Raw genomic sequence first — 23,746 nt, 5'->3', positions numbered from 1 at the left:
CCGAGACGGACGGCGGTGTCGGCACCGAGGGCGACCTCGGCGCCGGCGCCCGCCGGATGACAAGGAAGGAGGGACGTCGGGGATGAGCACCAAGGACTTCATCGAGAAGGACTACTACAAGGTCCTCGGCGTCCCCAAGGACGCCACCGAAGCCGAGATCAAGAAGGCGTACCGGAAGCTCGCCCGCGAGAACCACCCGGACGCCAACAAGGGCAACGTAAAGGCCGAGGAGCGCTTCAAGGAGATCTCCGAGGCGAACGACGTCCTCGGCGACCCGAAGAAGCGCAAGGAGTACGACGAGGCCCGCGCGCTCTTCGGCAACGGCGGTTTCAGGCCGGGCCCGGGAGGCGCCGGCGGCGGTTCGTTCAACTTCGACCTGGGCGACCTCTTCGGAGGCGGCGCCCCGGGTGGCGGTTCGGCGGGCGGGGCCGGCGGCTTCGGGGGCGGTCTCGGTGACGTCTTCGGGGGCTTGTTCAACCGCGGCGGCGCGACCGCCGGCACGCGTACGCAGCCGCGCCGCGGCCAGGACATCGAGTCCGAGGTCACGCTGAGCTTCACGGAGGCGGTGGACGGCGCGACGGTTCCGCTGCGCATGTCGTCCCAGGCCCCGTGCAAGGCGTGCTCGGGCACGGGCGACAAGAACGGCACCCCGCGCGTCTGCCCGACGTGCGTGGGCACCGGCCAGGTCTCGCGCGGCGGCGGTGGCGGCTTCTCGCTGACCGACCCGTGCGTGGACTGCAAGGGCCGCGGCCTCATCGCGCAGGACCCCTGCGAGGTGTGCAAGGGCTCCGGCCGCGCCAAGTCGTCGCGCACGATGCAGGTGCGCATCCCGGCGGGCGTCTCCGACGGCCAGCGGATCCGCCTGCGCGGCAAGGGCGGCCCCGGCGAACGCGGCGGCCCGGCAGGCGATCTGTACGTGGTCGTGCACGTCGACGCCCACCCGGTCTTCGGCCGCAAGGGCGACAACCTGACGGTGACGGTGCCGGTGACGTACGCGGAAGCGGCGCTCGGCGGCGAGGTCACGGTGCCGACCCTGGGCGGCCCGCCCGTCACCCTGAAGCTGCCCCCCGGCACGCCCAACGGCCGCACTATGCGCGCCCGCGGAAAGGGCGCGGTCCGCAAGGACGGCACCCGGGGCGATCTGCTCGTGACAGTGGAGGTGGCCGTGCCGACCACCCTGTCCCCCGCCGCGACGGAAGCCCTCGAGGCGTACCGCGAGGCGACTGCGGACACCGATCCGCGGGCAGAACTGTTCAAGGCCGCGAAGGGAGCGTGACCTCATGGAGCGGGACGGCCGCCGACGCAACCCGTATCAACTGACGGACGAGACCCCGGTGTACGTCATTTCGGTGGCGGCCCAGCTCTCCGGCCTGCACCCGCAGACCCTCAGGCAGTACGACCGCCTGGGCCTGGTCTCGCCCGACCGCACCGCAGGACGGGGCCGGCGGTATTCCGCCCGCGACATCGAACTGCTGCGCACCGTCCAGCAGTTGTCGCAGGAGGAAGGCATCAACCTCGCCGGCATCAAGCGCATCATCGAGCTGGAGAACCAGGTCGCCGCGCTGCAGGCGCGCGTGGCCGAACTCTCGTCGGCCGTCGAGGGCGCGGCCGCGGCGATGCAGCAGCGGGAGGCCGCGGTGCACGCGTCCTACCGCCGCGATCTGGTGCCGTATCAGGACGTGCAGCAGGCCAGCGCGCTCGTGGTGTGGCGGCCGAAGAGGCCGCAGGATCCGTAGGCCGCGGGATCCGTAAGTCGCAGGATCCGGGGCCCGCGTGCGGGCGTCCTGAGGGCCGGGTGGGTTTCCGCTGGTGCGGGAACTGCCCGGCCCTTTCACGCGTTGCGCCGGACGACTCTAGGCTGGTCGTCGGGGGGTCGACATCGGGCTGACCGCCGAGCCGACCGCTCCGTTTCACCTTTCACCTTCATCGTTCACCTTCATCGTTCGTCGTCATCGTTCATCGTTCATCGTTCATCGGGGGGAAGTGAGTTCTCATGGCCATGGTGGGGCTGTTCTGGATCGCCGAAGGCGATGTGTACGTGGGCGCGAAGCCGTCGGGCCTCGCGCCCGGGGTGCGGATGACGCCGGAGGGCGTCACGTCCCTCGGCCATCAGCAGTCCGGGCTGTGGCTGTGGGACGACGTCCACACGCTCACCGTCGAGGACGTCCCCGTGAAGTCCCTGAAGCGGCAGCTGGGCGTGGTCGTCGACATGGCGCTCTCGGTGGGCCTCGGCGGCCAGGACGCGGCCGCCACGATGACCGTGTGCGTCGGCACGGCCGACGAGGAGATCGAGCTGACGACGTACGTCGCCGCCGCGTCCGGCTACACCCAGACCGAGTACGACCTGTCCCGCGCCCTGCTGTCCCGGCTCACCGACGGCGCCGCCACGATGATGACCACGCTGGCGGCGATGGCCGAGTGGGGCCGCTCGCACGAGGGCGGCACCCCGCGCCAGGGCGAGCGGGAGCGGCTGCTGCGGGAGTGGGCGGGCGAGAACGCGCCGCGGGCCTGAGCCCCCCGGGCCGCCCGCGGTGCCGGGGCGCCCACCCCCCCGGAGACTGAGCGCCCCGGCCGGCCACGGGGCGTAGCCGAACCGGGGCGACCCTTAGGGAAGCGCGGCTCTGCGGGGGGAGACCACGACAGAGCCACATGGCGGCCGGGAACGCACCGGTTCCGGTACCGGATCGGGACCGGGCCCGTTCCCCGCCGCTGTCACCACGATGCAGTGCCGCGCCCACTCTCCGCTACCGTCATCTTGTTGCGGTGCAACGGGCGGAGGTGGGGGCAAGTGGCGGCAATTCCGGACGTTCGTGATTCAGCGGGTTTGCCCGGGGCCCAGGATTCCTGAGCGGCCGATGAGGAAGCCGAGTTGGGCGCGGCTGGTGCTGCCGAGGTTGGTGGCGAGCTTGGAGATGTGGACGCGTACGGTCCGCACGTTCATGCCGAGCCGGTCGGCGATGTCGGCGTCCGTGAGGCCCTCGACGAGGAGCTCCGCGATGGTCCGCTGCCGCGCGGTGACGCCGTTCTCGGCGGGCTGCGGGGCGGCCGGGTGCGGGAACATCGGCGTGGCGAGCTGCCAGAGCCGGTCGAAGAGGGCGGCCAGGTAGCCGACGAGGGCGGGGGCGCGGACCTCCAGGGCCTCGGCGAAGTCCCGGTCGGCGGGGAGGAAGGCGACCGTACGGTCGAACACCACCAACTGCTCGGTGACTTCACTCAGCGTGCGCACCTCCACGTCCCCCTCAAGGCGTTCGAAGTGCGCGATCACGGGAAAGGCGTGCCGGGTGGTGTGCTGGTACAGCGTGCGCATCCGGCACCCGCGCGACAGCAGGGCCTGCTCGCGGGGCGGCGCGGAACCGAGGTCGGAGACGGGGCGGAAGCCGCCGGGCTGGATGGTCAGGACCTCCCGGGTGCAGCGGGAGACGGCCGCGTCTATGGCGGCGGTGATGCGCGGGACGCCTCTGAGCGGCGTGAGGGCGGCGGGTCTGTCGCGGGCAGGAGTGCGCGCGGCTCCGGCACCGCTGCCGGCGACCGCGGTGGTGGCGCTCGGGCGGCCGAGGGCCAGCAGCGGCTCGAACGCCGCCGCCACCTCCGCCTCGCGCTGCCGCTCGTGCGCGACCTCCTCCTCGATCCCGCGCAACAGCCGCAGCAGCGCGTGCGCGGGCTCGCTCGGCAGCAGCCACCGCATGTCGTCGACGTCCGGGTGCAGCAGCCCGAAGTCGACGAGGCACGGCACTGGTTCGGCCTCCCGGCTGTGCACGCGGCCCTCGCGCAGGGCGCGGGCGTAGAGGGCGGAGCCGGGGGCGCACGGCTCGTCCGCGCGGTGCGGCCGGTGCCGCGCGGCGGCCGTGCCCGGTCTGTACGGTCCGGTGTCTCTGGACATGCTGATGCTTCCTCCCCGTGCCCGCGCGCCTAGCGCTGTCGGTCGAGCAGTCCCGACCGGCCGATGAGGAAGCCGAGTTGGGTGCGGCTGCCGCTGCCGAGCGCGGCGGCGATCTTCGCGATGTGCACGCGGACGGTGCGTACGTTCATGTCGAGGCGGCCGGCGATCTCCGCGTCGGTGAGGCCCTCGGTGAGCAGGCTCGCGATGGCCCGCTGGACCGGGCCGACCGCCTGGTCCGGGGGGCACGGGGTGGCTTCGCGGTACACCGGGCTCGCCAGCCGCCACAGGATGTCGAAGGCCGTCGCGACATAGGCGATCAGCGCGGGGGAGCGCAGCTCGAAGACGGTCCGGCCGTCCTCGGCGGCGGGGACGAACGCCACGTCCCGGTCGAAGACGAGCAGACAGGGCGGGAGTTCGTCGAGCGTACGGACCTCGCGGGCGGCCGTGGGCCGGTCGGGGTGCGCCGCCGCGGGCAGCGCCTCGTGGGCCGGGTGCGGCCGGGAGAGCGTCCGCGTCCGCCCGCCGCGCGCCGCGAACTGCGCCATGCGCCACGCCCCGTCGTGCGGCAGCAGCCGGTCCTGGCCGGGGTCGCCCGGCTCGATGCCGATGACCTCGTGCGAGGCGTCGGCGAGGGCCTGCCACACGGCCCGCCGGATGCGGGTCACGCCCTGGAGGACGGTGACGTGCGGAGCCGTCGAGCCCACCGCCGCGCCGGGCTCCGCGCCGCCGCCGAGCCGCAGGAACGGTTCGAAGGCGCCCGCGAGGCGGGCGGCGCGGCCGCGGTGCCGCGCGATGCTCTCCTCGATGTCCCCGAGCAGCCGCGGCAGGGCGAGCAGCGGGGTGGCGGGAAGCAGCGACGACGGGTCGTCGGGGTCCCCGTACAGGAGCCCGGCGTCGACGAGACAGGCCGCGCGGGCCGCCTCGGCGCGCGGCACCCGGCCCTCGGTCAGCGCGCGCGCATAGGCGGCGCGGCCCGCCTCGCAGAGCACCGTGTGGTCGTGGTCGTTGTGCCGCATGTGCGTCGTGCCGCCCCCATGGGTGCCGGTGGCGGGGCCGCCTCCCGCCGAGGCACCCGCCTCCCGCACCGCTCCGTCCTGCGCGGTGCTCCCTCGTCCCCCTGCCCGGGTGGCGGCCCGCCCGGCTGCCGACGTTCGCGCCCGTGCCGGATCATTCGCACGCGCGACGGTGTCGTACGTGGGTGGCCATTGTTGCCAGCGGCCCCCGCGTATTCAATGGCGGATCTATTTCTAGGAATCCTGCCCCAATTATTCGGGGCGCGGCGGAACTTAGGCTTCCGCGCGCGGGGGGCAGCCCACGGGCACGGGCGCATCGGCCCGGTAACCGGCGCCGCGCGTCGACGACAAGCGTGGCCGGATGACGCGCGCGCGGCGCCCGCGGATCCCGCGACAGGCTCCCGCAGTCGGCGTGAAGACTCCCGAAGACGCCCTGCGACACGCGAAGAGGGATGCGCGACAGGCTGCCCATACGTCCCAAACCGGCCACACATCAGCCATCGGGAAGAAAGCCGCACGAAGAGAATCGGCCCCGCCAGGTCAGTTCGAGCCGATCTTCCTTCGCGTTTCCGGGAGTTGACCATACGGCATGGATGACCTGCCCGCTTGGTGCGTGCGACGGCTGTTCGGACGACCGGGCCGCGTTGTGCGCGGGCTCCATTGGTTGACGAGGCGCTGGGGTTTATGGTGCAGAGGCTGCGCTCGGGGGACTTCGCGGCCGCAGCTGCGGGGAAGGGGGGTGAGGCGTGGCCGAGGACGGACTGCGCGCTCTACTCAGAAGACTGCGGGCCAGAATCCGGCCCGAGGAAGTGGGGTTGAATCCGAAACCTTCGGGACGGCCCGGACCACGGGTTATCGGGCTCTCGCAGCCCGATATGGACATTCTCACCGATCGGGCTGTGGGTACGTACCACCGATTCGAGGCCGGGAAGATATCGCCGCGCGACGACTATCTGCGCCGGGTGGGCCACATTCTCCGAATGAGCGAGGAAGAGTTCACGCACGTGTACTTGCTCGCCCTGGGCCAGCGCCCGCCCCATCCGCTGTCGCCCGACGGCGGGATCGCGCTCGCCTCCGTCGGGGCCTGGCAGCGCGCGGTGTCCGGGCAGCGCGAGATGGCGTACGTCAGCAACGTGCAGTGGGACCTGATCGCGTACAACGAGCCGTTCGCCGAGCTGTTCCTCGGCGGTGTCCCGCCCGAGAACCCGCTGCGCTGGATCGCGCTGTCCGACGAGGCCCGCGAGCACACGCTCGTGGACTGGGAGACCCGCTGGGCGCCGCTCGCGCTCAGCCGCCTCAGATACGCCCGCATCCAGAACCCCGGCAACCGCGCGCTCGCGCAACTGCACCAGGATGTCCTCAGGGACCGCCGCGCGGGCCCCATCTACCGGCGCGGAGCGGAGCTGAATCTCCATTCGGCGGACGACGTACGGCCGTTGCGGCACCCTACGAAGGGACCCGGAACGGTCACCGTGCTGACGTCGGAGCCGGAGAGTTCGCCGGGGGCGCGGCATGTGGTCCTGCTCTTCGACCCGCAGGGCGGGGGGTACGGGGGTGCCGCGGCCCCGGCGGGTGCCGGGCGGGCCATGAGTTGAGTGGACGATGAGGTGAGAACCGTATGGACGCAGCCCGGGTGAGGACTCCCGCCCCCTCTGCCGACGAGGCCGCCGCGCCGCCGTCGGCTCCGGGCCCCCCGACCGCCTGTTACTCCCTTCTCATGCACGCCATCGCCGCCGACCTCAACGGCCGTGGGTACCCCGTGACCTGGGTCGTGGACCGCCGGACGCTGGCCGGGGACTTCCCCCTCCAGGTCGTCGCCAAGGTGTCCGTCGTCCGCGTCCTGAACATAGCCCTCGACGACCGCCCGTCCCCGTGCGCGCCCTCCTGGCAGGTCAGCATGGGGCGCCCGTCCTCCGTGCGGTGGGAGCAGTCCGCCGTTCTCGCCCTCGGCCCGGGCGGCCTCGACGCGGAGTGCGTGGTCCGGGAGGCCCTGCGGGCGCTGGGGTTACCGCTGCAGCGGGCTGTCTACCACTGACGTGGCCGCCGCCTCCGGCCCGTTCCCGGGGCCGCTCAGCGGGGCTCGTCGAGAATTCCCGACTTGCCGATGAGATAGCCGAGTTGGGCCCGGCTGTGGCTGTCGAGCACGGCCGAGAGTTTGGCGATGTGGACGCGGGCGGTGCGGACGTTCATGCTCAGGCGCGCGGCTATTTCCGTGTCGGTCAGGCCCTCTGTCAGGAGGGCGGCTATGGACCGCTGGCGGGCCGTGATGCCGTTGCCTGTGGGGAGTGGTTCCGCGGGCGGGAACAGGGGCGTGGCCAGGCGCCACAGGATCTCGAAGATGGCGACCAGATAGTCGATGACCGCCGGCTGCCGGAGTTCGAGGGCCACGTCGTCACGGCTCTTTCCGGCCGGGACGAAGGCTGTCGCGCGGTCGAAGAGGATGAGGCGCCCGGGGAGTTCGTCCAGGGTGCGGACTTCGACGTCGCCGTCCAATGGTTCACAGTGGGCCGGCGCGGGCTGAGAATGCCGCGCGGTTCGCCGGCAGAGCGTGCGCATGCGGCCGCCCCGGTCGAGAACCCCTTGCGCGAGGGGCAGAGCAACCGCGAGTTGCGCGGTCGGCCGTGTGCCGCCGGGCCGAATGCCGGGCTGAATGACGAGCAGTTCCTCGGAGGCCCCGGCGCCTGCCCGGCCCATGGCCAGTTGGATCCGGTCCAGGCCGCGCAGGATCGTCACCCCGGAGGCGTGGGCGATGTGTTCCTTCACCCGGTGGAGCAGCTGGGGCAGGGCCACGGAGGGCGCGGTGGGGCGGAGCAGCGTCGAGTCCTCGGCGTCGGGGTAGAGAAGGCCCAGGTCGAAGAGGCACGTGACCCTTTCGGCGTCCGCGAGGCGCAGGCCGCCCTCCTGGAGGGCCCGGAGGTATGCGTCCCTGCCGGCCTCGCAGAGCAACACCGCCTCGTGCGATCCGTGCTCCGTCACCACGTCGCCGTACCTCCCCGCCCCCTCCTGAAGCCCCCGCCCCAGGTGCCCACAGCTAGTGATTCTGGTCGAGGATCCCTGACTGGCCAATGAGATATCCGAGTTGGGCACGGCTGTTGCTGCCGAGGATCGCGGCGAGTTTGGCGATGTGCTCACGGGCGGTGCGGACGTTCATGCCGAGACGGGCGGCTATCTCCGTGTCCGTGAGGCCCTCTATGAGGAGTTCGGCGATGGCCCGCTGACGGGTGGTCACGCCGTTTTCGGCGGGCAGCTGGGCCGCGTTCGGGAACATGGGGGTGGCCAGCCGCCACAGTCGTTCGAAGGTGGTGATGAGGTAGTCCACGATGGCCGGCTGGCGTACTTCGAGCGCCACCGTGCGGTCCTTGCTTCCGGGGATGAAAGCCACCGCGTGGTCCAGGACCACCATGCGCTCGGTTACCTCGTTGAGCGTGCGGACCTCTACGTCTCCGTCCAGTTGTTCGTAGTGGGCCAGGGCGGGGAGCGAGTGGCGCGTGGTGTGCTGGTACAGGGTGCGCATGCGGCAGCCGCGGGAGAGGAGCTCCTGTTCGCGGGGCAGCGCGTCGGCCAGGATCTCGGGGGAGCGGGCGCCGCCGGGCTGGACGGTCAGGAGTTCCTCGGTGGCGTCGGACATCGCCTGGGTGATCGCCGCGTTGATGCGCTCGAAGCCGTCGAGAACCGTGATCTCCGGGCCGCGCAGGAGCTGCGGCAGCGCGACGGCCGGGGCGGTGGGGCGCAGCCAGGCCGTGTCGTCGGTGTCCGGGTGCAGCAGGCCGAAGTCGAGCAGGCAGGGGGCGGCGTCGGCGTCCTGGTGCCGGACGCGGCCTTCGCGCAGGGCGCGGGCGTAGAGGGCCGAACCCGCCTCACACAACTCGTCGGGTCCGTGAGGGTGAGGGCGGGGTTCGGAGGTCATTTCGGTTTGTCCTGCTCGAGGATGCCGGACTGGGCGATGAGGTAGCCGAGTTGGGCGCGGCTTCCGCTGCCCAGGGCGGCGGCGATTTTGGCGATGTGGGCGCGGCAGGTGCGGACGTTCATGCCGAGGCGGCGGGCGATGGCTTCGTCTACGTGGCCTTCGATGAGGAGTCGGGCTATGGAGCGCTGGACACCGGTGATGCCGTCGGTGGACGGCGGGTAGGGAACTTCGTCCACCAGCGGCGTCGCGAGCTGCCATTGTTGCTCGAAGACCTTGGCCAGGTACTCGACAAGCACGGGATGGCGGATTTCCAGCGCGTCCTGACGGTCGGCGCGCGCCGGGAGCAGCGCCACGCTCCGGTCGAAGATCATCAGCCGGTCGATCAGCTCCTCCAGCGTCCGTATCTCCACGTTCTTCGACGTCATACGGGCCGCGTAGGCGAGGGTTCCCTGGCTGTGTCTGACCGTGTGCTGATAGAGCGTGCGCATCGTGATGCCGCGGTCGATGACGGACTGTCCGCGCTTCAGGGCGACGTTCAGGACGTTCTCGCTGCGGCCGCCTCCGGGCTGGACGGTGAGCACTTCGTGACGGCATTCCGCGGTGGCCCGTTCGATGGCCTCATTGATGCGGAGTTCGCCTTCCAGCAGGGTGATCGCGTGCGTCGTGGGCGCGGCCCTGGTGGTGATGGCCATGAATGGCTCGAAGACATCGGTAAGTTCTACCGCGAGGCGCCGCCGCTCCTGGATCTCCTGCTCGATGGGGTGGAGACGCTGTGCGAGTGCTGTGGAGGGAAGTACAGGACGCAACCAGTCCGGATCGTCCGGATCGGGGTGCAGAAGCGAGGAATCCAGTAGGCAGGGAGCGTTCTCAGCCTCGGCGCGGGTCAGACGGCCGTTGCTCAGGGCGCTGGCGTACAACCTCGCGCCCTCACCGCAAAGTGGCGTTGCGGGGTGAGGATGTGTCGGTTTCGTATCTGTTGTGAGCAATTCTCCACCCCCCAGGGTCCTGAACGTGCAGGAACATGATGCATCCACCCTGTGGCTTTGACGTGCTCGATTGAGACATCGTCTTGTTGTGCCGGGGGAGAGGAACCTACCAAGTGAGGACGAAGCCGACCATGTATCAGCGCATGCTTCGCTCGGTGCTTGTCACCACCCTCTCCGCAGGGGTGGTCTTGGGCGCGGTGAGCACTCTCGACCTTGGTTGGAACGCGCCAGCCAAGTCGGCCCCCGCCGAGACGACTTCGGCTTCCGTTGCGCCGCCCGACCTGGGCTGGATCGTGGCGCCGTCAGGAGGCGAGGCATGACCACGCCCCCTGATGACCGCACCTTCCGCCGCGAGATGGCCACCGCCTACCGCTCCGGCTGGCACTTCATCGACCTCGTCACCGCGATCCCCCACCCCGGCGACTCGTTGATGGTCACCCTGGTCGGAGAGCCCGTCATCATCGTGCGCGACGACGACGAGGACATCCGCGCCTACCGCTGCCTCCGCCGCCCCCGCGGCGCCCCGCAGCCGGTCCGGTGCGCCGTGCGCTACGGCATGGTCTTCGTGAACCTCGACCAGCGCGACCACCAGGTCATCGACAAGCGGAAGCGGGCCGCCGACCACAAGGCCGTCGAGCGGCACACCGCCGCCGACCCCCTCACTACCACCCCCCCCGCAGCGCCTGACGCGATTCCCCCGTCGTTGTAAATCGCGCAGGTGCTTCCCCCAGCAGCGGCGCCACCGTGGACCTGAACACGGTGGCGCCGCTGTGGTGTGCGCGCACCTCGGCCCGCGGGCTCACGCCGGCCCAGGCGCTCACCCGGCCGCCTTGCCCAGCGCCCGGTCCAGGTGGATCTCGATCACCACCCGGTCCGGGTTCACCCGGGGCGCCCGCCCGTACCGCTCCTCGTACCGCCGCTCCCCCTCGGCCACCCGCCCGGCCTCTGCCGACACCACGGCCCGCCCCTCCAGCGTCGCCCACCGCCGCCCGTCCACCTGGCACACCGCGACCCGCGCCCCGGGTCCGTCCGCCCCGGACGCCCCGGACGCCGCCAGGACGTGCGCCACCTTCCTGCTGGACTTGTTCGCGAGGACCCGGGCCAGGCCCGCCTCGGGGTCGTAGGTCACGCCGACCGGCACCACGTGCGGGGTGCCGTCCGGGCGCAGGGTCGTCAGGGTGCACAGATGGCGTTCGCGCCAGAAGCTGAGGTACGGGGCGGGCGGGGCGCCCGGATCGATGGCCATGGTCAGGAATGTAATCGCCGGGTCCGGTGGGCCTTCCTCGCTCCCCTTGAGTGGAATAGACTCAACTTTGTGTACGTTGGTTAAGTCAGTATTGGACGTGGGTACCCGAAGGCCCCCAGCCGACCCAGGAGGAGAACGCGCACGTGGACGCCGAGCTGACCAACAGGAGCCGGGACGCGATCAACGCGGCGACCAGCCGGGCCGTGTCCGGAGGCCACCCCGATCTGACCCCCGCGCATCTGCTCCTGGCACTGCTTGAGGGCCAGGACAACGAGAACATCACCGACCTGCTCGCCGCCGTCGACGCCGACCAGGCGGCCGTGCGCGCCGGCGCCGAGCGCGCGCTCGCCGCGCTGCCCAGCGTCACGGGGTCGACGGTCGCCCCGCCCCAGCCCAACCGCGACATGCTGGCCGTCGTCGCCGACGCCGCGCAGCGCGCGAAGGAGCTCGGCGACGAGTACCTCTCCACCGAGCACCTGCTCATCGGCCTCGCCGCGAAGGGCGCCGCCGCCGGTGACGTACTGAACCAGAACGGCGCGAGCGCGAAGAAGCTGCTCGACGCGTTCGAGACCAGCCGCGGAGGACGTCGCGTGACCACCCCCGACCCCGAGGGTCAGTACAAGGCCCTGGAGAAGTTCGGTACGGACTTCACCGCCGCGGCCCGGGAGGGGCGCCTCGACCCCGTCATCGGGCGGGACCAGGAGATCCGGCGGGTCGTGCAGGTGCTCTCCCGGCGTACGAAGAACAACCCCGTGCTCATCGGCGAGCCCGGCGTCGGCAAGACCGCCGTCGTCGAGGGCCTCGCGCAGCGCATCGTGAAGGGGGACGTGCCGGAGTCGCTGAAGAACAAGCGGCTCGTGTCGCTGGACCTCGGCGCCATGGTCGCGGGCGCCAAGTACCGGGGCGAGTTCGAGGAGCGGCTCAAGACCGTCCTCTCCGAGATCAAGGAGAGCGACGGGCAGATCATCACGTTCATCGACGAGCTGCACACCGTGGTCGGGGCCGGCGCGGGCGGTGACTCCGCCATGGACGCGGGGAACATGCTCAAGCCCATGCTCGCCCGCGGCGAGCTGCGGATGGTGGGCGCCACCACCCTCGACGAGTACCGCGAGCGGGTCGAGAAGGACCCCGCCCTTGAGCGGCGGTTCCAGCAGGTGCTCGTCGCCGAGCCGTCCGTCGAGGACTCGATCGCGATCCTGCGCGGGCTCAAGGGGCGCTACGAGGCCCACCACAAGGTGCAGATCGCCGACGCCGCCCTCGTCGCCGCCGCCACGCTCTCCGATCGGTACATCACCTCCCGGTTCCTGCCGGACAAGGCCATCGACCTCGTGGACGAGGCGGCCTCGCGGCTGCGGATGGAGATCGACTCCTCGCCCGTCGAGATCGACGAGCTGCAGCGCGCCGTCGACCGGCTGCGGATGGAGGAGCTGGCGCTCAGCAAGGAGACCGACCCGGCCAGCAAGCAGCGCCTGGAGAAGCTGCGCCGCGACCTCGCCGACAAGGAGGAGGAGCTGCGCGGCCTCACCGCCCGCTGGGAGAAGGAGAAGCAGTCCCTCAACCGCGTGGGTGAGCTCAAGGAGCGGCTCGACGAGCTGCGCGGGCAGGCCGAGCGGGCGCAGCGCGACGGTGACTTCGACACCGCCTCCAAGCTGCTGTACGGGGAGATCCCCACCCTGGAGCGGGACTTGGAGGTCGCATCCGAGGCCGAGGAGGAGGCCGCCAAGGCCGACACCATGGTCAAGGAGGAGGTCGGGTCCGACGACATCGCCGACGTCGTCGCCGCCTGGACCGGCATCCCCGCCGGGCGGCTCCTGGAGGGCGAGACACAGAAGCTGCTGCGCATGGAGAGCGAGCTCGGCAAGCGGCTCATCGGGCAGGGCGAGGCCGTGCGGGCCGTCTCGGACGCGGTGCGGCGCACCCGCGCCGGAATCGCCGACCCCGACCGGCCGACCGGGTCCTTCCTGTTCCTCGGCCCCACCGGCGTCGGCAAGACCGAGCTGGCCAAGGCCCTCGCCGACTTTCTCTTCGACGACGAGCGGGCCATGATCCGCATCGACATGAGCGAGTACGGCGAGAAGCACAGCGTGGCCCGCCTCGTCGGCGCCCCTCCCGGCTACGTCGGGTACGAGGAGGGCGGTCAGCTCACCGAGGCCGTGCGCCGGCGGCCGTACTCCGTGGTGCTGCTCGACGAGGTCGAGAAGGCCCACCCGGAGGTCTTCGACATCCTGCTCCAGGTGCTCGACGACGGGCGGCTCACGGACGGCCAGGGCCGGACCGTGGACTTCCGCAACACCATCCTCGTGCTCACGTCCAACCTCGGCAGCCAGTACCTGGTCGAGCCGCTGACCAGCGAGGAAGAGAAGAAGCAGCAGGTTCTGGAAGTCGTCCGCGCCTCGTTCAAGCCGGAGTTCCTGAACCGGCTCGACGATCTCGTCGTCTTCTCGGCGCTCACCAAGGACGAGCTCGCGCACATCGCCGAGCTGCAGATCGGGCGGCTCGCCAAGCGGCTCGCCGACCGCCGGCTCACCCTCGACGTCACGCCCGAGGCGCTTGCCTGGCTCGCCGACGAGGGCAACGACCCCGCGTACGGCGCGCGGCCGCTGCGCCGCCTCATCCAGACCTCCATCGGCGACCGGCTCGCCAAGGAGATCCTGGCGGGCGAGGTCAAGGACGGCGACACGGTCCGCGTGGACGTCTTCGGGGACGGCCTCATCGTCGGCCCGGCACAGGCGTAACCGGTCACTTCCGCGGGCGGGGGTTGCGGGCCCCCGCCCGGCATGGGAGAGGATGGCTCAATCCGTACGAAGTACGAAGGGAAATAACGGTGACCATCGACCCGTCCTCGATTCCGAATTTCGGGGGCCAGCCCGAACCGCAGCAGGGCGCAGGACCGGCGGGCCCCGTCGTCCCTGACCAGGACCTGGTCAAGCAGCTCCTGGATCAGATGGAGCTCAAGTACGTCGTCGACGACGAGGGTGACCTCGCGGCGCCGTGGGAGGAGTTCCGTACGTACTTCATGTTCCGCGGCGAGGACGACCAGCAGGTCTTCTCGGTGCGGACGTTCTACGACCGGCCGCACGGCATCGAGGAGAAGTCTCAGCTCCTCGAGTCCATCGACGACTGGAACCGGCGCACGCTGTGGCCCAAGGTCTACAGCCACACCCACGACGACGGCACGGTCCGCCTCATCGGCGAGGCCCAGATGCTGATCGGCACCGGTGTCTCGCTGGAGCACTTCGTCTCGTCGACGGTGAGCTGGGTGCGGGCCGCGATCGAGTTCGACCGCTGGCTCGTCGAGCAGCTCGGCCTCGAGCAGGCCGTCGACTCCGCCGACGGCGAGGAGAAGCCCGGGGACGACGAGGTCTGAGGACCCGTCGGTTCCGGCGGCGCGGCCGGCGGGGGCACAGGCCCCGGGCAGGCGCCGCGCATGAGCGACTACAACGGCATCCGGGCGATCGCCACCAGATACGTCCCGTACGCCACCGAGAGCCCGGCCAGGGCGCCCACCACCAGGTAGGCGTTCCTCGGCCGGGCTCTCGCCGTCCGGACCAGCGCCCCGGCGAGCGGGATCAGGAGCGGGAAGGCGGGCAGCAAAAAGCGCGGCTTGGACTCGAAGAAGCCGGAGCCGCCGACCGTGATCAGCAGCAGCACGCCGGTGTAGACGAGCAACGGCAGCGGCGCCCGGTCGGCCACGAGCAGCGCGTACAGCAGCACCGCCACCGCGACGATCACCAGCGTGACGGAGTGCACCAGCTTGTCGCCGTGCAGCAGCAGATGCTCGACGAAGGCGAGCGAGCCCGCGCCGAAGTCGAAGCGCGAGCCCCAGCCGCGCTGCACCGCGAAGTAGCCGCCGAGCGCGTCCCCCTCGCGGACGCCGACCCACAGGACGTACGCGGCCCAGCCGAGCGGGGCGAGCAGCGCGCCCGCCCACAACCCTCGGGGAACGCCGCGGCCGCGGCGCCGCACGATCTCGTACACCGCCACGGCGAGCACCGCCGCCGCGACCGCGAACCCGTTCGGCCGGGCCAGGCCCGCGAGCGCCGCGAGCGCGCCCGCGCACAGCCATCGGCGGGTGAGCAGCGCGTACAGGGACCAGGCCGCGAGCGCGGTGAGGACCGGCTCGGTGTAGCCCATCGACAGGATGACGGAGTGCGGCAGCAGACCCCACAGGACCACCAGGACGGTGGCGGTGCGGCGGTCGTACAGGCGGGCGGCGAGCAGGTAGATCCCGAGGGCGGCGGCCCCGGCGGCGAGCCAGGACACGACGAGCCCGGCCGCGCCGTGGGACAGCGGCGTGAGAGTGGTGACCGCGCGGATCAGGCCCGGGTACAGCGGGAAGAACGCCAGGTCGCTCTGGACCACACCCGGCTCGAAGTGGAGGGTGCGGCCGTAGCCGTGGGCGGCGATGCCGGTGTACCAGCGGGAGTCCCAGGAGCGGCCGAGCAGGCGGAAGGTGTCCTGGCCGGTGGCGTGCGCCACGGCCGTCACGGCGAGAAGGCCGGTGAGCCGCGCCGCGGCGAAGACGCCCAGGGCGCGCACCGCCGTCGGCCCCTCGGGCGCGTAGGAGCGGCACTGGGTGCGGGGTGGTTCGGTGAGCGGGGCCGGGACCGTGGGGCTCGGGTGGGTCACACCCGAACCCTCGGGGGTCGTGGCGGCGGACACCAGCGGGATGGGTCCGTGTGGGTGCGTGCCGCCACCCTCACGCGGCCAGGGCGTGTCCTACAGGGCCTTCAGCCGGTCCACCGCGTCCGCGAGGACCTCCGTGCGCTTGCAGAACGCGAACCGCACGAAGGGCGCGCCCGCCTCGCGGTGGTCGTAGAAGACCGCGTTCGGGATGGCGACGACACCGGCGCGCTCCGGCAGGGCGCGGCAGAAGGCGAAGCCGTCGCCGCCGCCCGAGCGGTCCGCGCCGAGCGGGCGGATGTCGGTGGTGATGAAGTACGTGCCCGCCGGGCGGTAGACCTCGAAGCCCGCCGCTGTCAGGCCCGCGGACAGCAGGTCCCGCTTGGCGCGCATGTCCTCGCGGAAGGACGTGAAGTAGCTGTCGGGCAGCGCGAGCGCCTCCGCGACGGCGTACTGGAAGGGGCCCGACGCCACGAACGTCAGATACTGCTTCGCCGAGCGCACCGCCGCGACCAGCTCCGGCGTGGACGTCACCCAGCCGACCTTCCAGCCCGTGAACGAGAACGTCTTGCCCGCCGAGCCGATGCTGACGGTGCGCTCGCGCATGCCGGGGAACGAGGCGAGCGGCAGGTGCGCGGGCGTCGTCCCGTCGGTCTCGTCGGTGAAGACCAGGTGTTCGTAGACCTCGTCGGTGACCACGAGCAGGTCCCGCTCGACGGCCAGCTTCGCGATCTCGGCCAGTTCCTCGCGGGTGAGGACGGTGCCCGTCGGGTTGTGCGGGGTGTTGAGGAGCAGCAGCCGGGTGCGCGGGGTGACGGCGTCGCGCAGCTCGTCCAGGTCGAGTACGAAGCGTCCGTCCCGCGGCCGCAGGGTGACGGGGACCCGGGTGCCGCCGGCCAGCGCGATCGAGGCGGCGTACGAGTCGTAGTACGGCTCCAGGGCGATCACCTCGTCGCCCGGCTCGACCAGGGCGAGCAGCGAGGCCGCGATGGCCTCGGTGGCGCCGGCCGTGACCAGGACCTCGCGGTCGGGGTCGTAAGCCAGGCCGTAGTGGCGCAGCTGGTGCTCGGCGACGGCCGTGCGCAGCTCCGGCACGCCGGGCCCCGGCGGGTACTGGTTGCCGCGGCCGTCGCGCAGCGCCCGCACCGCGGCCTCGCGCACCTCCTCGGGGCCGTCCGTGTCCGGGAAGCCCTGGCCCAGGTTGATCGCGCCGGTGCGCACCGCGAGCGCGGACATCTCGGCGAAGATCGTCGTGCCGAACTCGGCCAGGCGGCGGTTGAGCAGCGGGCGGGCGTTCATCGAAGAGGGCGTCATGGCCGTCATCCTGCGCCGAACCTCTGGACTTCCTCAACTCTGCTTTGGCCGGGTGTGGCCGGGGGCATTCCCTTGTCACGCGACGACGCGGGACGAGATCAGCACGGCGGGACCGGCCCGGGGGAACGGCTCCGGCCCGCTACGGGGGAACGGAAAGGAAGGTGAGGGCCATGATCCTGATCCTCTTCTTCATCTTGTGGCTCGTGATCGTGACGGCGATCGGCTACGGCGTCAGCCGGCGCACCAGGCGCCCGAGGATGAGCCGGGCGTCGGGCAGCAGCTGGTGGGCGAGCTCGGGCTCCCACAACTCGAGTTCGGGCGCGGCCAGTTGCGGCGGCGGGTCGTCCTGCGGTGGCGGGTCGTCCTGTGGCGGCGGTTCGTCCTGCGGTGGCGGGGGCGGCGGGGGTGGATGCGGCGGAGGCAGCTGACACGGGGCAGCTGGTCCACTGGGCGAAGCGCCCGGCGGGAGTCAACTCCCGGCGGGCGCTTCGTCGTTGAGGTGGCTTCCAGGTTTCGCCGACGAGGACCGGGCAAGAAGCCAAGAGGGCTGCACAAGGGGTTGTTGAAGGGCGACAGGGGGGATATAGGTCTATTGGCGACCGTACCGGGACGCTTCCGGATCGTCTGAGTTCGAAGAAACGTGAACAGATGAACTGTTCAGCCCTCTAGGGTATGGAAACCCTACGAAGTTGGGTAAAAACGCTGTGGCAGTGTCGCAGTTCATGATTCCCTCTTAACCGTCACACCGCCCTCGGACGTTCTCGGCTCAGCGATCGGGACTTCTCCGTGGGCACGAGCCGGCATTCCGACCTCCTGGTGTCCGACCGGGTGCGCCGGCCCTCCCCCCACCTCCATTGCGTGCTAGCGGAGCCGACCCATGCTCACGACCCTGAAGACTGTCTATACCGACACGCGCGCCGGGGACCTGGCCTGGGCCCTCGGCCGCGAGCCGTTGCCCGCACTTGCCACGCTCGACCTCGAACTGTCCGGCGCCGCCGTGCAGTTGAGACTTCTCGGGGCGTCGCACCAGGTGCTTCTGGAGGAGGAGCGGGGGACCTGCTCGGAGACGGTGGCCTGCATCCCCGGCAGCAGCACCCCGCTGCCGCTCGGCGTCTCCAAGCGGGTGGGCGAGTGGGAGTACGAGTTCGCGGCCTGCGTGGAGACCCTGTCGCGGGGTCAGTTCACGGGCCGCGCCCAGGAGTTGCTGGCCCTGGTCACCGAGCACCCGCACGGCCTCGCCGGCGTCTTCCCCGGCATCCCGCACGCCTTCACCGCCATGCTCGCCCAGCGCCACGAGGGCGCGGTCATGTGGCGTACGTGGCACGCGTACCCGCAGGACGGGCAGCTGGTGGCGACGCGGACCCGGGTGGGCGTGGCCGGCCGGTTACACGTTCCCACGGGCACCTCCACCCATGTGGGGGACTTGGTGTAAGCATTCGGTGACGTAGCGTTCGCAGCGTGATCGAGCCGCCCGTGCGCCTGCCCGTCACGCCCCGGACAGGCCGCTTCCTCGTCCTCGCGGGCGTGTTCATCTGTGCCGCCTGCGGCCTGGTGTACGAACTCGAACTCGTCGCCCTCGCCTCGTACTTGATCGGTGACTCCGTCACCCAGGCTTCCGTCGTGCTGTCCGTGATGGTGTTCGCGATGGGCGTCGGCTCGCTGCTCGCCAAGCGGCTGCGGTGCCGGGCCGCCGCCGGTTTCGGCCTCGTCGAGGCGGCGCTCGCGCTGGTCGGCGGGTGCAGCGCGCTGGTCCTGTACGCGGCGTTCGCCTGGACCGGCGACCGGGGCGAGATGTGGGCGAGCGGATCGCGCTACCTCTTCGTGGCGTTCTCCTTCGTCATCGGCGCCCTCATCGGCGCCGAGGTGCCCCTGCTCATGGTGCTGATCCAGCGCATCCGGCGGCAGGACGCGGGCGGCGCGGTCGCCGACCTGTTCGCCGCCGACTACGTGGGCGCGCTGGTCGGCGGCCTCGCCTTCCCCTTCCTGCTGCTGCCGTGGTTCGGGCAGCTCACCGGGGCGCTGCTCACCGGCGCCGTCAACGTCCTCGCGGGCGGCGCGCTGGTCTTCGGCCTGTTCGGGCGCGATCTGAGCGGCCGCGGCCGCTGGATACTGATCCTCGCCAACGTCACGGTCCTCGCCGTCCTCGCCTCCGCCGCCGTGCTCGTCGACGACTTCGAGCGCGCCGCGCGCCGCGCCGTGTACGGCTCGGACATCCGCGTCGCCGTGCAGACCGACGTCCAGGAAGTCGTCCTGACCGGCGGCGACCGCGAGTCCCTGCACCTGTTCCTCGACGGCCGGCTGCGCGTCAGCGGCCGCGACGAACGCCGCTACCACCAGGCGCTCGTCCAGCCCGCCATGCGCGGCGGGCCGCACGCGCGCGTGCTGATCCTCGGCGGCGGCGACGGCCTCGCCGCCGCCGAGGTGCTGCGGCACTCCGGGGTGCGCCGCGTCGACGTCGTCGAGATCGACCCGGGCGTCGTGCGGCTGGCCCGCAACGATCCGGCGCTCAGCGAGCTCAATGGACACGTGTACCGGGACCGCCGGGTCCGCGTCACCCACGCCGACGCGTTCCGCTGGCTGCGCGGGCCGCACGAGCGGCGCCGGCCCTACGACGTCGTGCTCGCCGACCTGCCCGACCCCGGCATCACCGCGAACACCAAGCTCTACTCGCAGGAGTTCTACGGCCTGCTCGCCCGCGTCCTCACCGACGCCGGCCGGTTCGCCGTGCACGCCGGGCCGGTCGTCACCCGGGGCCACACCTACTGGACGGTCGACGCGACGCTGCGCGCCGCGGGCTTCGTCACCACGCCCTACCGCGTGACGGGCCGTCACGCCGGCTTCGCCGCCGGGCCCGACCGGACCGCCGACGGCACCGCCGAGCCGCGCGACTGGGGCTTCGTGCTCGCCGCGCGCACCCCGGAGCGGCTCACCGGGGCCGGGGCGTCGGGGGTCCTGCGGGCTGGCGCCCGGGCCGCCGAACGGGTCCGCCCCGCCGCCGGTCACGGCATCGCGCCGTCCACCCTGGTGCATCCGCGGTACGCCGACTGACGGGTCGTCCGGCCGTGGACACGGTCAAGTGGCGTCAGGTCCTGTCCGATGGGTCGGCGTGGAGCAAGGAGCGGCGTCTGGCCAGGCGTCGCGACGCCGCGCCGACCCATCGGGCAGGGCCTAGGGCATACATCATGCGGCGGGCGTCGGTACGCTCGTCTGTCATGGAGCATGAGGTGTTCGTACCGGTTCCGGAAGAGCCGCTCCGCGAGGCGCTGGCCGACCCCGAGCGGGTCGCCGGTGCGGTGCCGGGGCTGCAGCGCGCCGCCGACGCGGACTCGCCGCCCGTGTCCGGGCGGCTGAGAGTGCGGGTCGGCGGGCACACGATCACCTATCGCGGTGCGCTGCGGGTCGCCGCGCGGGGCGACGGCGGGTTCTCCCTGGAGGGCGAGGGGGCCGAGGTCCGCGGCAGCGGGGCCGTGAAGTTCTCCCTCGTCCTGCGGCTCGCGCCCGCCGCGGAAGGGGGCACGAACCTCGCCTTCAGCGGGAGCGGGTCCGGGGACGGACGGGTCGCCGAGATCGCGGAAAGTTCTCCACAGGCTGTGGAGGGGGCGGTGCGGAGGCTGCTCGGGCGGTTCGCGGAGGGGCTCGCCTCGGGCGGGGCGGGGGCGGGGGCGTCCGGCTCCGCGAAGGCCGACGCCGAGCCGGCGGAGTCCGCCGAGGCCGCCGGGCCCTCCGATTCCGCCGAGCCCGCCGGGCCCGAGGAACCCATGGGGCCCACCGGGTCCGCGGACGGTTCGTACGGGATCTTCCGGGCCGAGGTGCCGCCTCCGCCGTTGGATCCGCTCTCCGACGATCTTGACGGGCCGTTGGACGCGGGGGTGCCGGCCGCGGAGGCCGCGCATGCTCGGCGGACGATGATCGGGCGGAGCGCGGAGGAGGTCGATCACGCGCCGCCGCGGGGGCGGTACGCGCCCGTGCCGGTGCCCGAGGCGATGTCTGGCGGGGTCGCCACGCTGCGGTGGGCCGCGCCCGTGGCCGCGGTGGCCCTCGCCTCGGCGATCGTGGTGTCGCGGGCGTTGCGTCGCCGCCGTTGAGCTTTCCCCAACCCCGCCCCTTCCCGAAACTGGGGGCTCTGCCCGGTTTCGGGAAGGGGTGGGATTGGGGAGCTCCCAGCCGGGCCGAGCCGTAAGGTCGACCCCGTGAGTAGCAGCAGCGAAGAGATCAGGCTGGCCGCGGGTACCGCGGAGGTCGGCGTTCAGCCGGGCAACGGCTGCCGCCTCGGCAGCCTCACCGTCGACGGAGTCGAACTGCTGCGGCAGGGTGAGCGCTACGGCAGCTTCCCCATGGTCCCGTGGTGCGGCCGCACCCGGGACGGCCGCTTCAGGAACGGCGGCACCCTCCACCAGCTCCCCGTGAACTCCCCACCGCACGCCATCCACGGCACAGCCCGCGACGCCGCGTGGAAAACGGCCCGCCAGAGCCCCACGGAGGCCGTGTTCACGTACGACCTGACGGACCCCTGGCCCTACCCGGGCCGCGTCACGCAGGTCGTCGAGCTGACCGAGGACGCGCTGACCCTGCGGATGGCGATCGAGACGTACGGAGACTCCTTCCCGGCGCAGGCGGGCTGGCATCCCTGGTTCAACCGCCACCTGGCGGGAGGGGACGGCGGGCAGGACGACTCCGGCGTACAGCTGAGCTTCACCCCCGCCTGGCAGGAGCAGCGAGGCGACGACCACCTCCCCACCGGCACCCGCGTCGCCCCCACCCCCGCCCCCTGGGACGACTGCTTCGGCATGCCGGGCGGCGTGGACGTGACCCTGACCTGGCCGGGCCGCCTGGAGCTGAACGTGGCCAGCCGCGAGGAGTGGGTCGTGGTGTACGACGAGCCCGCCGACGCGGTGTGCGTGGAGCCGCAGACCGGCCCGCCCAACGGCCTGAACACCCTGCCGCGCCTGGTGACCCCGCTGGAGCCGCTGGAGACGTCGACCACCTGGACCTGGCGGCGGCTGTGACCCCCGCGCCCCGCGCCCCGCGGCGCGCTTAAGCTCGTAGCCATGACGAACGACGTACGCGGCGACCTGCTGCAGCAGATCAAGGACAAGGCCGTCGTGCACGGCAAGGTGACGCTCTCCTCGGGCATCGAGGCCGACTACTACGTCGACCTGCGCCGCATCACCCTGGACGGCGAGGCCGCCCCGCTGGTCGGGCAGGTGCTGCTCGACCTGACGGCGGACCTGGAGTTCGACGCCGTGGGCGGGCTCACCATGGGCGCCGACCCCGTCGCCGCCGCGATGCTGCACGCCGCCGCGGCCCGCGGGAAGCGGATCGACGCGTTCGTGGTGCGCAAGGCCGCCAAGGCGCACGGCCTGCAGCGCCGCGTCGAGGGCCCGGACATCAGGGGCCGCCGCGTGCTCGTCGTCGAGGACACCTCCACCACCGGCGGCTCCCCGCTCACCGCCGTGGAAGCGGTGCGCGAGGCCGGCGCCGAGGTCGTGGGCGTGGCGACCATCGTGGACCGGGCCACCGGCGCCGCCGAGAAGATCACCGAGGGTGCCGGGGTCCCGTACCTCTTCGCGTACTCGAAGGACGAGCTCGGGCTGGACTAGTACGCGGACTGAGCACGTCCCGTAAGTCTGGAAAGATGGGGGCGACGACATCGCCGTCGCCGCCCCCAGAGCACTCACCCCGCACATCACAAGGAGCGGACACATGCCCATCGCAACCCCCGACGTCTACAACGAGATGCTGGACCGGGCGAAGGCAGGCAAGTTCGCCTACCCGGCGATCAACGTGACGTCCTCGCAGACCCTGCACGCTGCGCTGCGCGGCTTCGCGGAGGCGGAGAGCGACGGCATCATCCAGATCTCCACAGGCGGTGCGGAGTTCCTGGGCGGCCAGTACAACAAGGACATGGTGACGGGCGCGGTGGCCCTCGCCGAGTTCGCTCACATCGTCGCGGCGAAGTACGACATCACGGTCGCGCTGCACACCGACCACTGCCCGAAGGACAAGCTCGACGGGTACGTCCGCCCGCTCCTCGACGTCTCCGCCGAGCGCGTCGCCCGCGGCGAGAACCCCCTGTTCCAGTCCCACATGTGGGACGGCTCCGCCGAGACCCTCGCCGACAACCTGTCCATCGGCCAGGAGCTGCTCGCCAAGGCCGCCGCCGCGAAGATCATCCTTGAGGTCGAGATCACGCCGACCGGCGGCGAGGAGGACGGCGTCACGCACGAGATCAACGACGAGCTGTACACGACCGTCGACGACGCCATCCGCACCGCCGAGGCCCTGGGCCTGGGCGAGAAGGGCCGCTACCTGCTCGCCGCGTCCTTCGGCAACGTCCACGGCGTCTACAAGCCGGGCAACGTCGTCCTGCGCCCCGAGCTGCTCAAGGACCTCCAGGAGGGCGTCGGCTCGAAGTACGGCAAGCAGTCGCCGTTCGACTTCGTCTTCCACGGCGGCTCCGGCTCCACGGCCGAGGAGATCGCCACCGCCCTTGAGAACGGCGTCGTGAAGATGAACCTCGACACCGACACCCAGTACGCCTTCACGCGGCCCGTCGCGGACCACATGTTCCGCAACTACGACGGCGTCCTGAAGGTCGACGGCGAGGTCGGCTCGAAGAAGACGTACGACCCGCGCACCTGGGGCAAGTCCGCCGAGGCCGGCATGGCCAAGCGCGTCACCGAGGCGTGCGCGAACCTGCGCTCCACCGGCACGAAGCTCAAGTAGCCCACTGTCTCGTCCGCTCGCCGGGCCCGGTACTCCGCGTGGGTGCCGGGC

General features: G+C 71.8%; 22 protein-coding genes. 14 read left to right on the top strand and 8 right to left on the bottom strand.

What is annotated here, in order from left to right:
- Positions 1 to 82: 82 nt before the first annotated feature.
- From dnaJ to STRAU_RS03065, 3 genes are all read left to right on the top strand, one after another.
- Positions 83 to 1,276, top strand: coding sequence for a molecular chaperone DnaJ (dnaJ, locus tag STRAU_RS03075; protein WP_016638764.1), 1,194 nt, complete (start codon positions 83 to 85; stop codon positions 1,274 to 1,276).
- Positions 1,277 to 1,280: 4 nt separating this feature from the next.
- Entirely contained in the window at positions 1,281 to 1,736 is a 456-nt protein-coding gene (locus tag STRAU_RS03070; RefSeq protein WP_016638763.1) for a heat shock protein transcriptional repressor HspR, read from the top strand.
- Positions 1,737 to 1,993: 257 nt separating this feature from the next.
- Complete coding sequence (locus tag STRAU_RS03065) at positions 1,994 to 2,512, top strand: hypothetical protein (protein ID WP_016638762.1); 519 nt, start codon at positions 1,994 to 1,996, stop codon at positions 2,510 to 2,512.
- A gap of 303 nt (positions 2,513 to 2,815) precedes the next feature.
- Here STRAU_RS03065 and STRAU_RS03060 read toward each other — a convergent pair whose 3' ends face one another.
- Together STRAU_RS03060 and STRAU_RS03055 are read right to left on the bottom strand one after the other, a co-directional pair.
- Positions 2,816 to 3,880 carry a helix-turn-helix transcriptional regulator gene (locus STRAU_RS03060; RefSeq protein ID WP_016638761.1) on the bottom strand — a complete coding sequence of 355 codons (1,065 nt, stop codon included), beginning with the start codon at positions 3,878 to 3,880 and terminating at the stop codon, positions 2,816 to 2,818.
- A 29-nt stretch (positions 3,881 to 3,909) separates the two neighbouring features.
- Positions 3,910 to 4,965, bottom strand: coding sequence for a helix-turn-helix transcriptional regulator (locus STRAU_RS03055; RefSeq protein ID WP_016638760.1), 1,056 nt, complete (start codon positions 4,963 to 4,965; stop codon positions 3,910 to 3,912).
- 908 nt (positions 4,966 to 5,873) lie between these two features.
- On the opposite strand from STRAU_RS03055, the gene STRAU_RS03045 reads away from it, so the two are divergent.
- Both STRAU_RS03045 and STRAU_RS03040 read left to right on the top strand, forming a co-directional pair.
- On the top strand, positions 5,874 to 6,488 hold the full coding sequence (locus STRAU_RS03045; protein ID WP_158692001.1) for an MmyB family transcriptional regulator: 615 nt from the start codon (positions 5,874 to 5,876) through the stop codon (positions 6,486 to 6,488).
- Between the two features lie 122 nt (positions 6,489 to 6,610).
- A complete protein-coding gene (locus STRAU_RS03040) occupies positions 6,611 to 6,928 on the top strand; it encodes a hypothetical protein (RefSeq protein WP_016638758.1) in 318 nt (105 codons plus the stop codon).
- Positions 6,929 to 6,963: 35 nt separating this feature from the next.
- On the opposite strand, the gene STRAU_RS03035 is transcribed toward STRAU_RS03040, so the two are convergent.
- Genes STRAU_RS03035 through STRAU_RS03025 form a run of 3 tightly spaced genes read right to left on the bottom strand, consistent with a single transcriptional unit; the run spans position 6,964 to position 9,786 of the window.
- Positions 6,964 to 7,872 (bottom strand): helix-turn-helix transcriptional regulator, encoded by a 909-nt coding sequence (locus STRAU_RS03035; RefSeq protein ID WP_016638757.1) that lies wholly within the window; start codon positions 7,870 to 7,872, stop codon positions 6,964 to 6,966.
- Between the two features lie 52 nt (positions 7,873 to 7,924).
- Positions 7,925 to 8,800, bottom strand: a complete 876-nt coding sequence (locus tag STRAU_RS03030; RefSeq protein WP_016638756.1) for a helix-turn-helix transcriptional regulator — start codon at positions 8,798 to 8,800, stop codon at positions 7,925 to 7,927.
- The gene (locus STRAU_RS03025) at positions 8,797 to 9,786 is read right to left on the bottom strand and encodes a helix-turn-helix domain-containing protein (RefSeq protein ID WP_106967790.1); all 990 of its coding nucleotides are present in this window, start codon (positions 9,784 to 9,786) and stop codon (positions 8,797 to 8,799) included. Before STRAU_RS03025 ends, STRAU_RS03030 begins: the two co-directional genes overlap by 4 nt.
- Before the next feature lie 316 nt (positions 9,787 to 10,102).
- On the opposite strand from STRAU_RS03025, the gene STRAU_RS03015 reads away from it, so the two are divergent.
- Positions 10,103 to 10,495 (top strand): Rieske (2Fe-2S) protein, encoded by a 393-nt coding sequence (locus STRAU_RS03015; protein WP_016638754.1) that lies wholly within the window; start codon positions 10,103 to 10,105, stop codon positions 10,493 to 10,495.
- A 108-nt stretch (positions 10,496 to 10,603) separates the two neighbouring features.
- On the opposite strand, the gene STRAU_RS03010 is transcribed toward STRAU_RS03015, so the two are convergent.
- Positions 10,604 to 11,032 carry a pyridoxamine 5'-phosphate oxidase family protein gene (locus tag STRAU_RS03010; protein ID WP_016638753.1) on the bottom strand — a complete coding sequence of 143 codons (429 nt, stop codon included), beginning with the start codon at positions 11,030 to 11,032 and terminating at the stop codon, positions 10,604 to 10,606.
- A gap of 143 nt (positions 11,033 to 11,175) precedes the next feature.
- On the opposite strand from STRAU_RS03010, the gene clpB reads away from it, so the two are divergent.
- On the top strand, positions 11,176 to 13,767 hold the full coding sequence (gene clpB, locus STRAU_RS03005; RefSeq protein WP_016638752.1) for an ATP-dependent chaperone ClpB: 2,592 nt from the start codon (positions 11,176 to 11,178) through the stop codon (positions 13,765 to 13,767).
- An 89-nt stretch (positions 13,768 to 13,856) separates the two neighbouring features.
- Positions 13,857 to 14,399 (top strand): type III secretion system chaperone family protein, encoded by a 543-nt coding sequence (locus tag STRAU_RS03000; RefSeq protein WP_016638751.1) that lies wholly within the window; start codon positions 13,857 to 13,859, stop codon positions 14,397 to 14,399.
- Positions 14,400 to 14,467: 68 nt separating this feature from the next.
- Here the strand turns inward: STRAU_RS03000 and STRAU_RS02995 are convergent, their stop codons facing one another.
- A complete protein-coding gene (locus STRAU_RS02995) occupies positions 14,468 to 15,661 on the bottom strand; it encodes a hypothetical protein (RefSeq protein ID WP_397892052.1) in 1,194 nt (397 codons plus the stop codon).
- 90 nt (positions 15,662 to 15,751) lie between these two features.
- A complete protein-coding gene (locus STRAU_RS02990; protein WP_037657241.1) occupies positions 15,752 to 16,969 on the bottom strand; it encodes a pyridoxal phosphate-dependent aminotransferase in 1,218 nt (405 codons plus the stop codon).
- An 877-nt stretch (positions 16,970 to 17,846) separates the two neighbouring features.
- On the opposite strand from STRAU_RS02990, the gene STRAU_RS02985 reads away from it, so the two are divergent.
- From STRAU_RS02985 to fbaA, 6 genes are all read left to right on the top strand, one after another.
- A complete protein-coding gene (locus STRAU_RS02985) occupies positions 17,847 to 18,401 on the top strand; it encodes a DUF2617 family protein (protein ID WP_016638747.1) in 555 nt (184 codons plus the stop codon).
- 26 nt (positions 18,402 to 18,427) lie between these two features.
- The gene (locus STRAU_RS02980; RefSeq protein WP_016638746.1) at positions 18,428 to 20,017 is read left to right on the top strand and encodes a polyamine aminopropyltransferase; all 1,590 of its coding nucleotides are present in this window, start codon (positions 18,428 to 18,430) and stop codon (positions 20,015 to 20,017) included.
- Between the two features lie 164 nt (positions 20,018 to 20,181).
- Positions 20,182 to 21,054, top strand: coding sequence for an SRPBCC domain-containing protein (locus STRAU_RS02975; protein ID WP_016638745.1), 873 nt, complete (start codon positions 20,182 to 20,184; stop codon positions 21,052 to 21,054).
- Between the two features lie 105 nt (positions 21,055 to 21,159).
- Positions 21,160 to 21,975 (top strand): aldose epimerase family protein, encoded by an 816-nt coding sequence (locus tag STRAU_RS02970; RefSeq protein ID WP_016638743.1) that lies wholly within the window; start codon positions 21,160 to 21,162, stop codon positions 21,973 to 21,975.
- Positions 21,976 to 22,017: 42 nt separating this feature from the next.
- Positions 22,018 to 22,569: an orotate phosphoribosyltransferase gene (pyrE, locus tag STRAU_RS02965; RefSeq protein WP_016638742.1), complete on the top strand. Its 552-nt coding sequence runs from the start codon at positions 22,018 to 22,020 to the stop codon at positions 22,567 to 22,569.
- Between the two features lie 103 nt (positions 22,570 to 22,672).
- The gene (gene fbaA, locus STRAU_RS02960; protein WP_016638741.1) at positions 22,673 to 23,695 is read left to right on the top strand and encodes a class II fructose-bisphosphate aldolase; all 1,023 of its coding nucleotides are present in this window, start codon (positions 22,673 to 22,675) and stop codon (positions 23,693 to 23,695) included.
- Positions 23,696 to 23,746: the final 51 nt, after the last annotated feature.

Origin of the sequence: Streptomyces aurantiacus JA 4570 (assembly GCF_000414115.1) — a bacterium.
Taxonomy (GTDB): Bacteria; Actinomycetota; Actinomycetes; order Streptomycetales; family Streptomycetaceae; genus Streptomyces; species Streptomyces aurantiacus_A.
The sequence above is the reverse complement of the archived record's forward strand: the minus strand, read 5'-3'. Positions and strand labels throughout refer to the sequence as shown.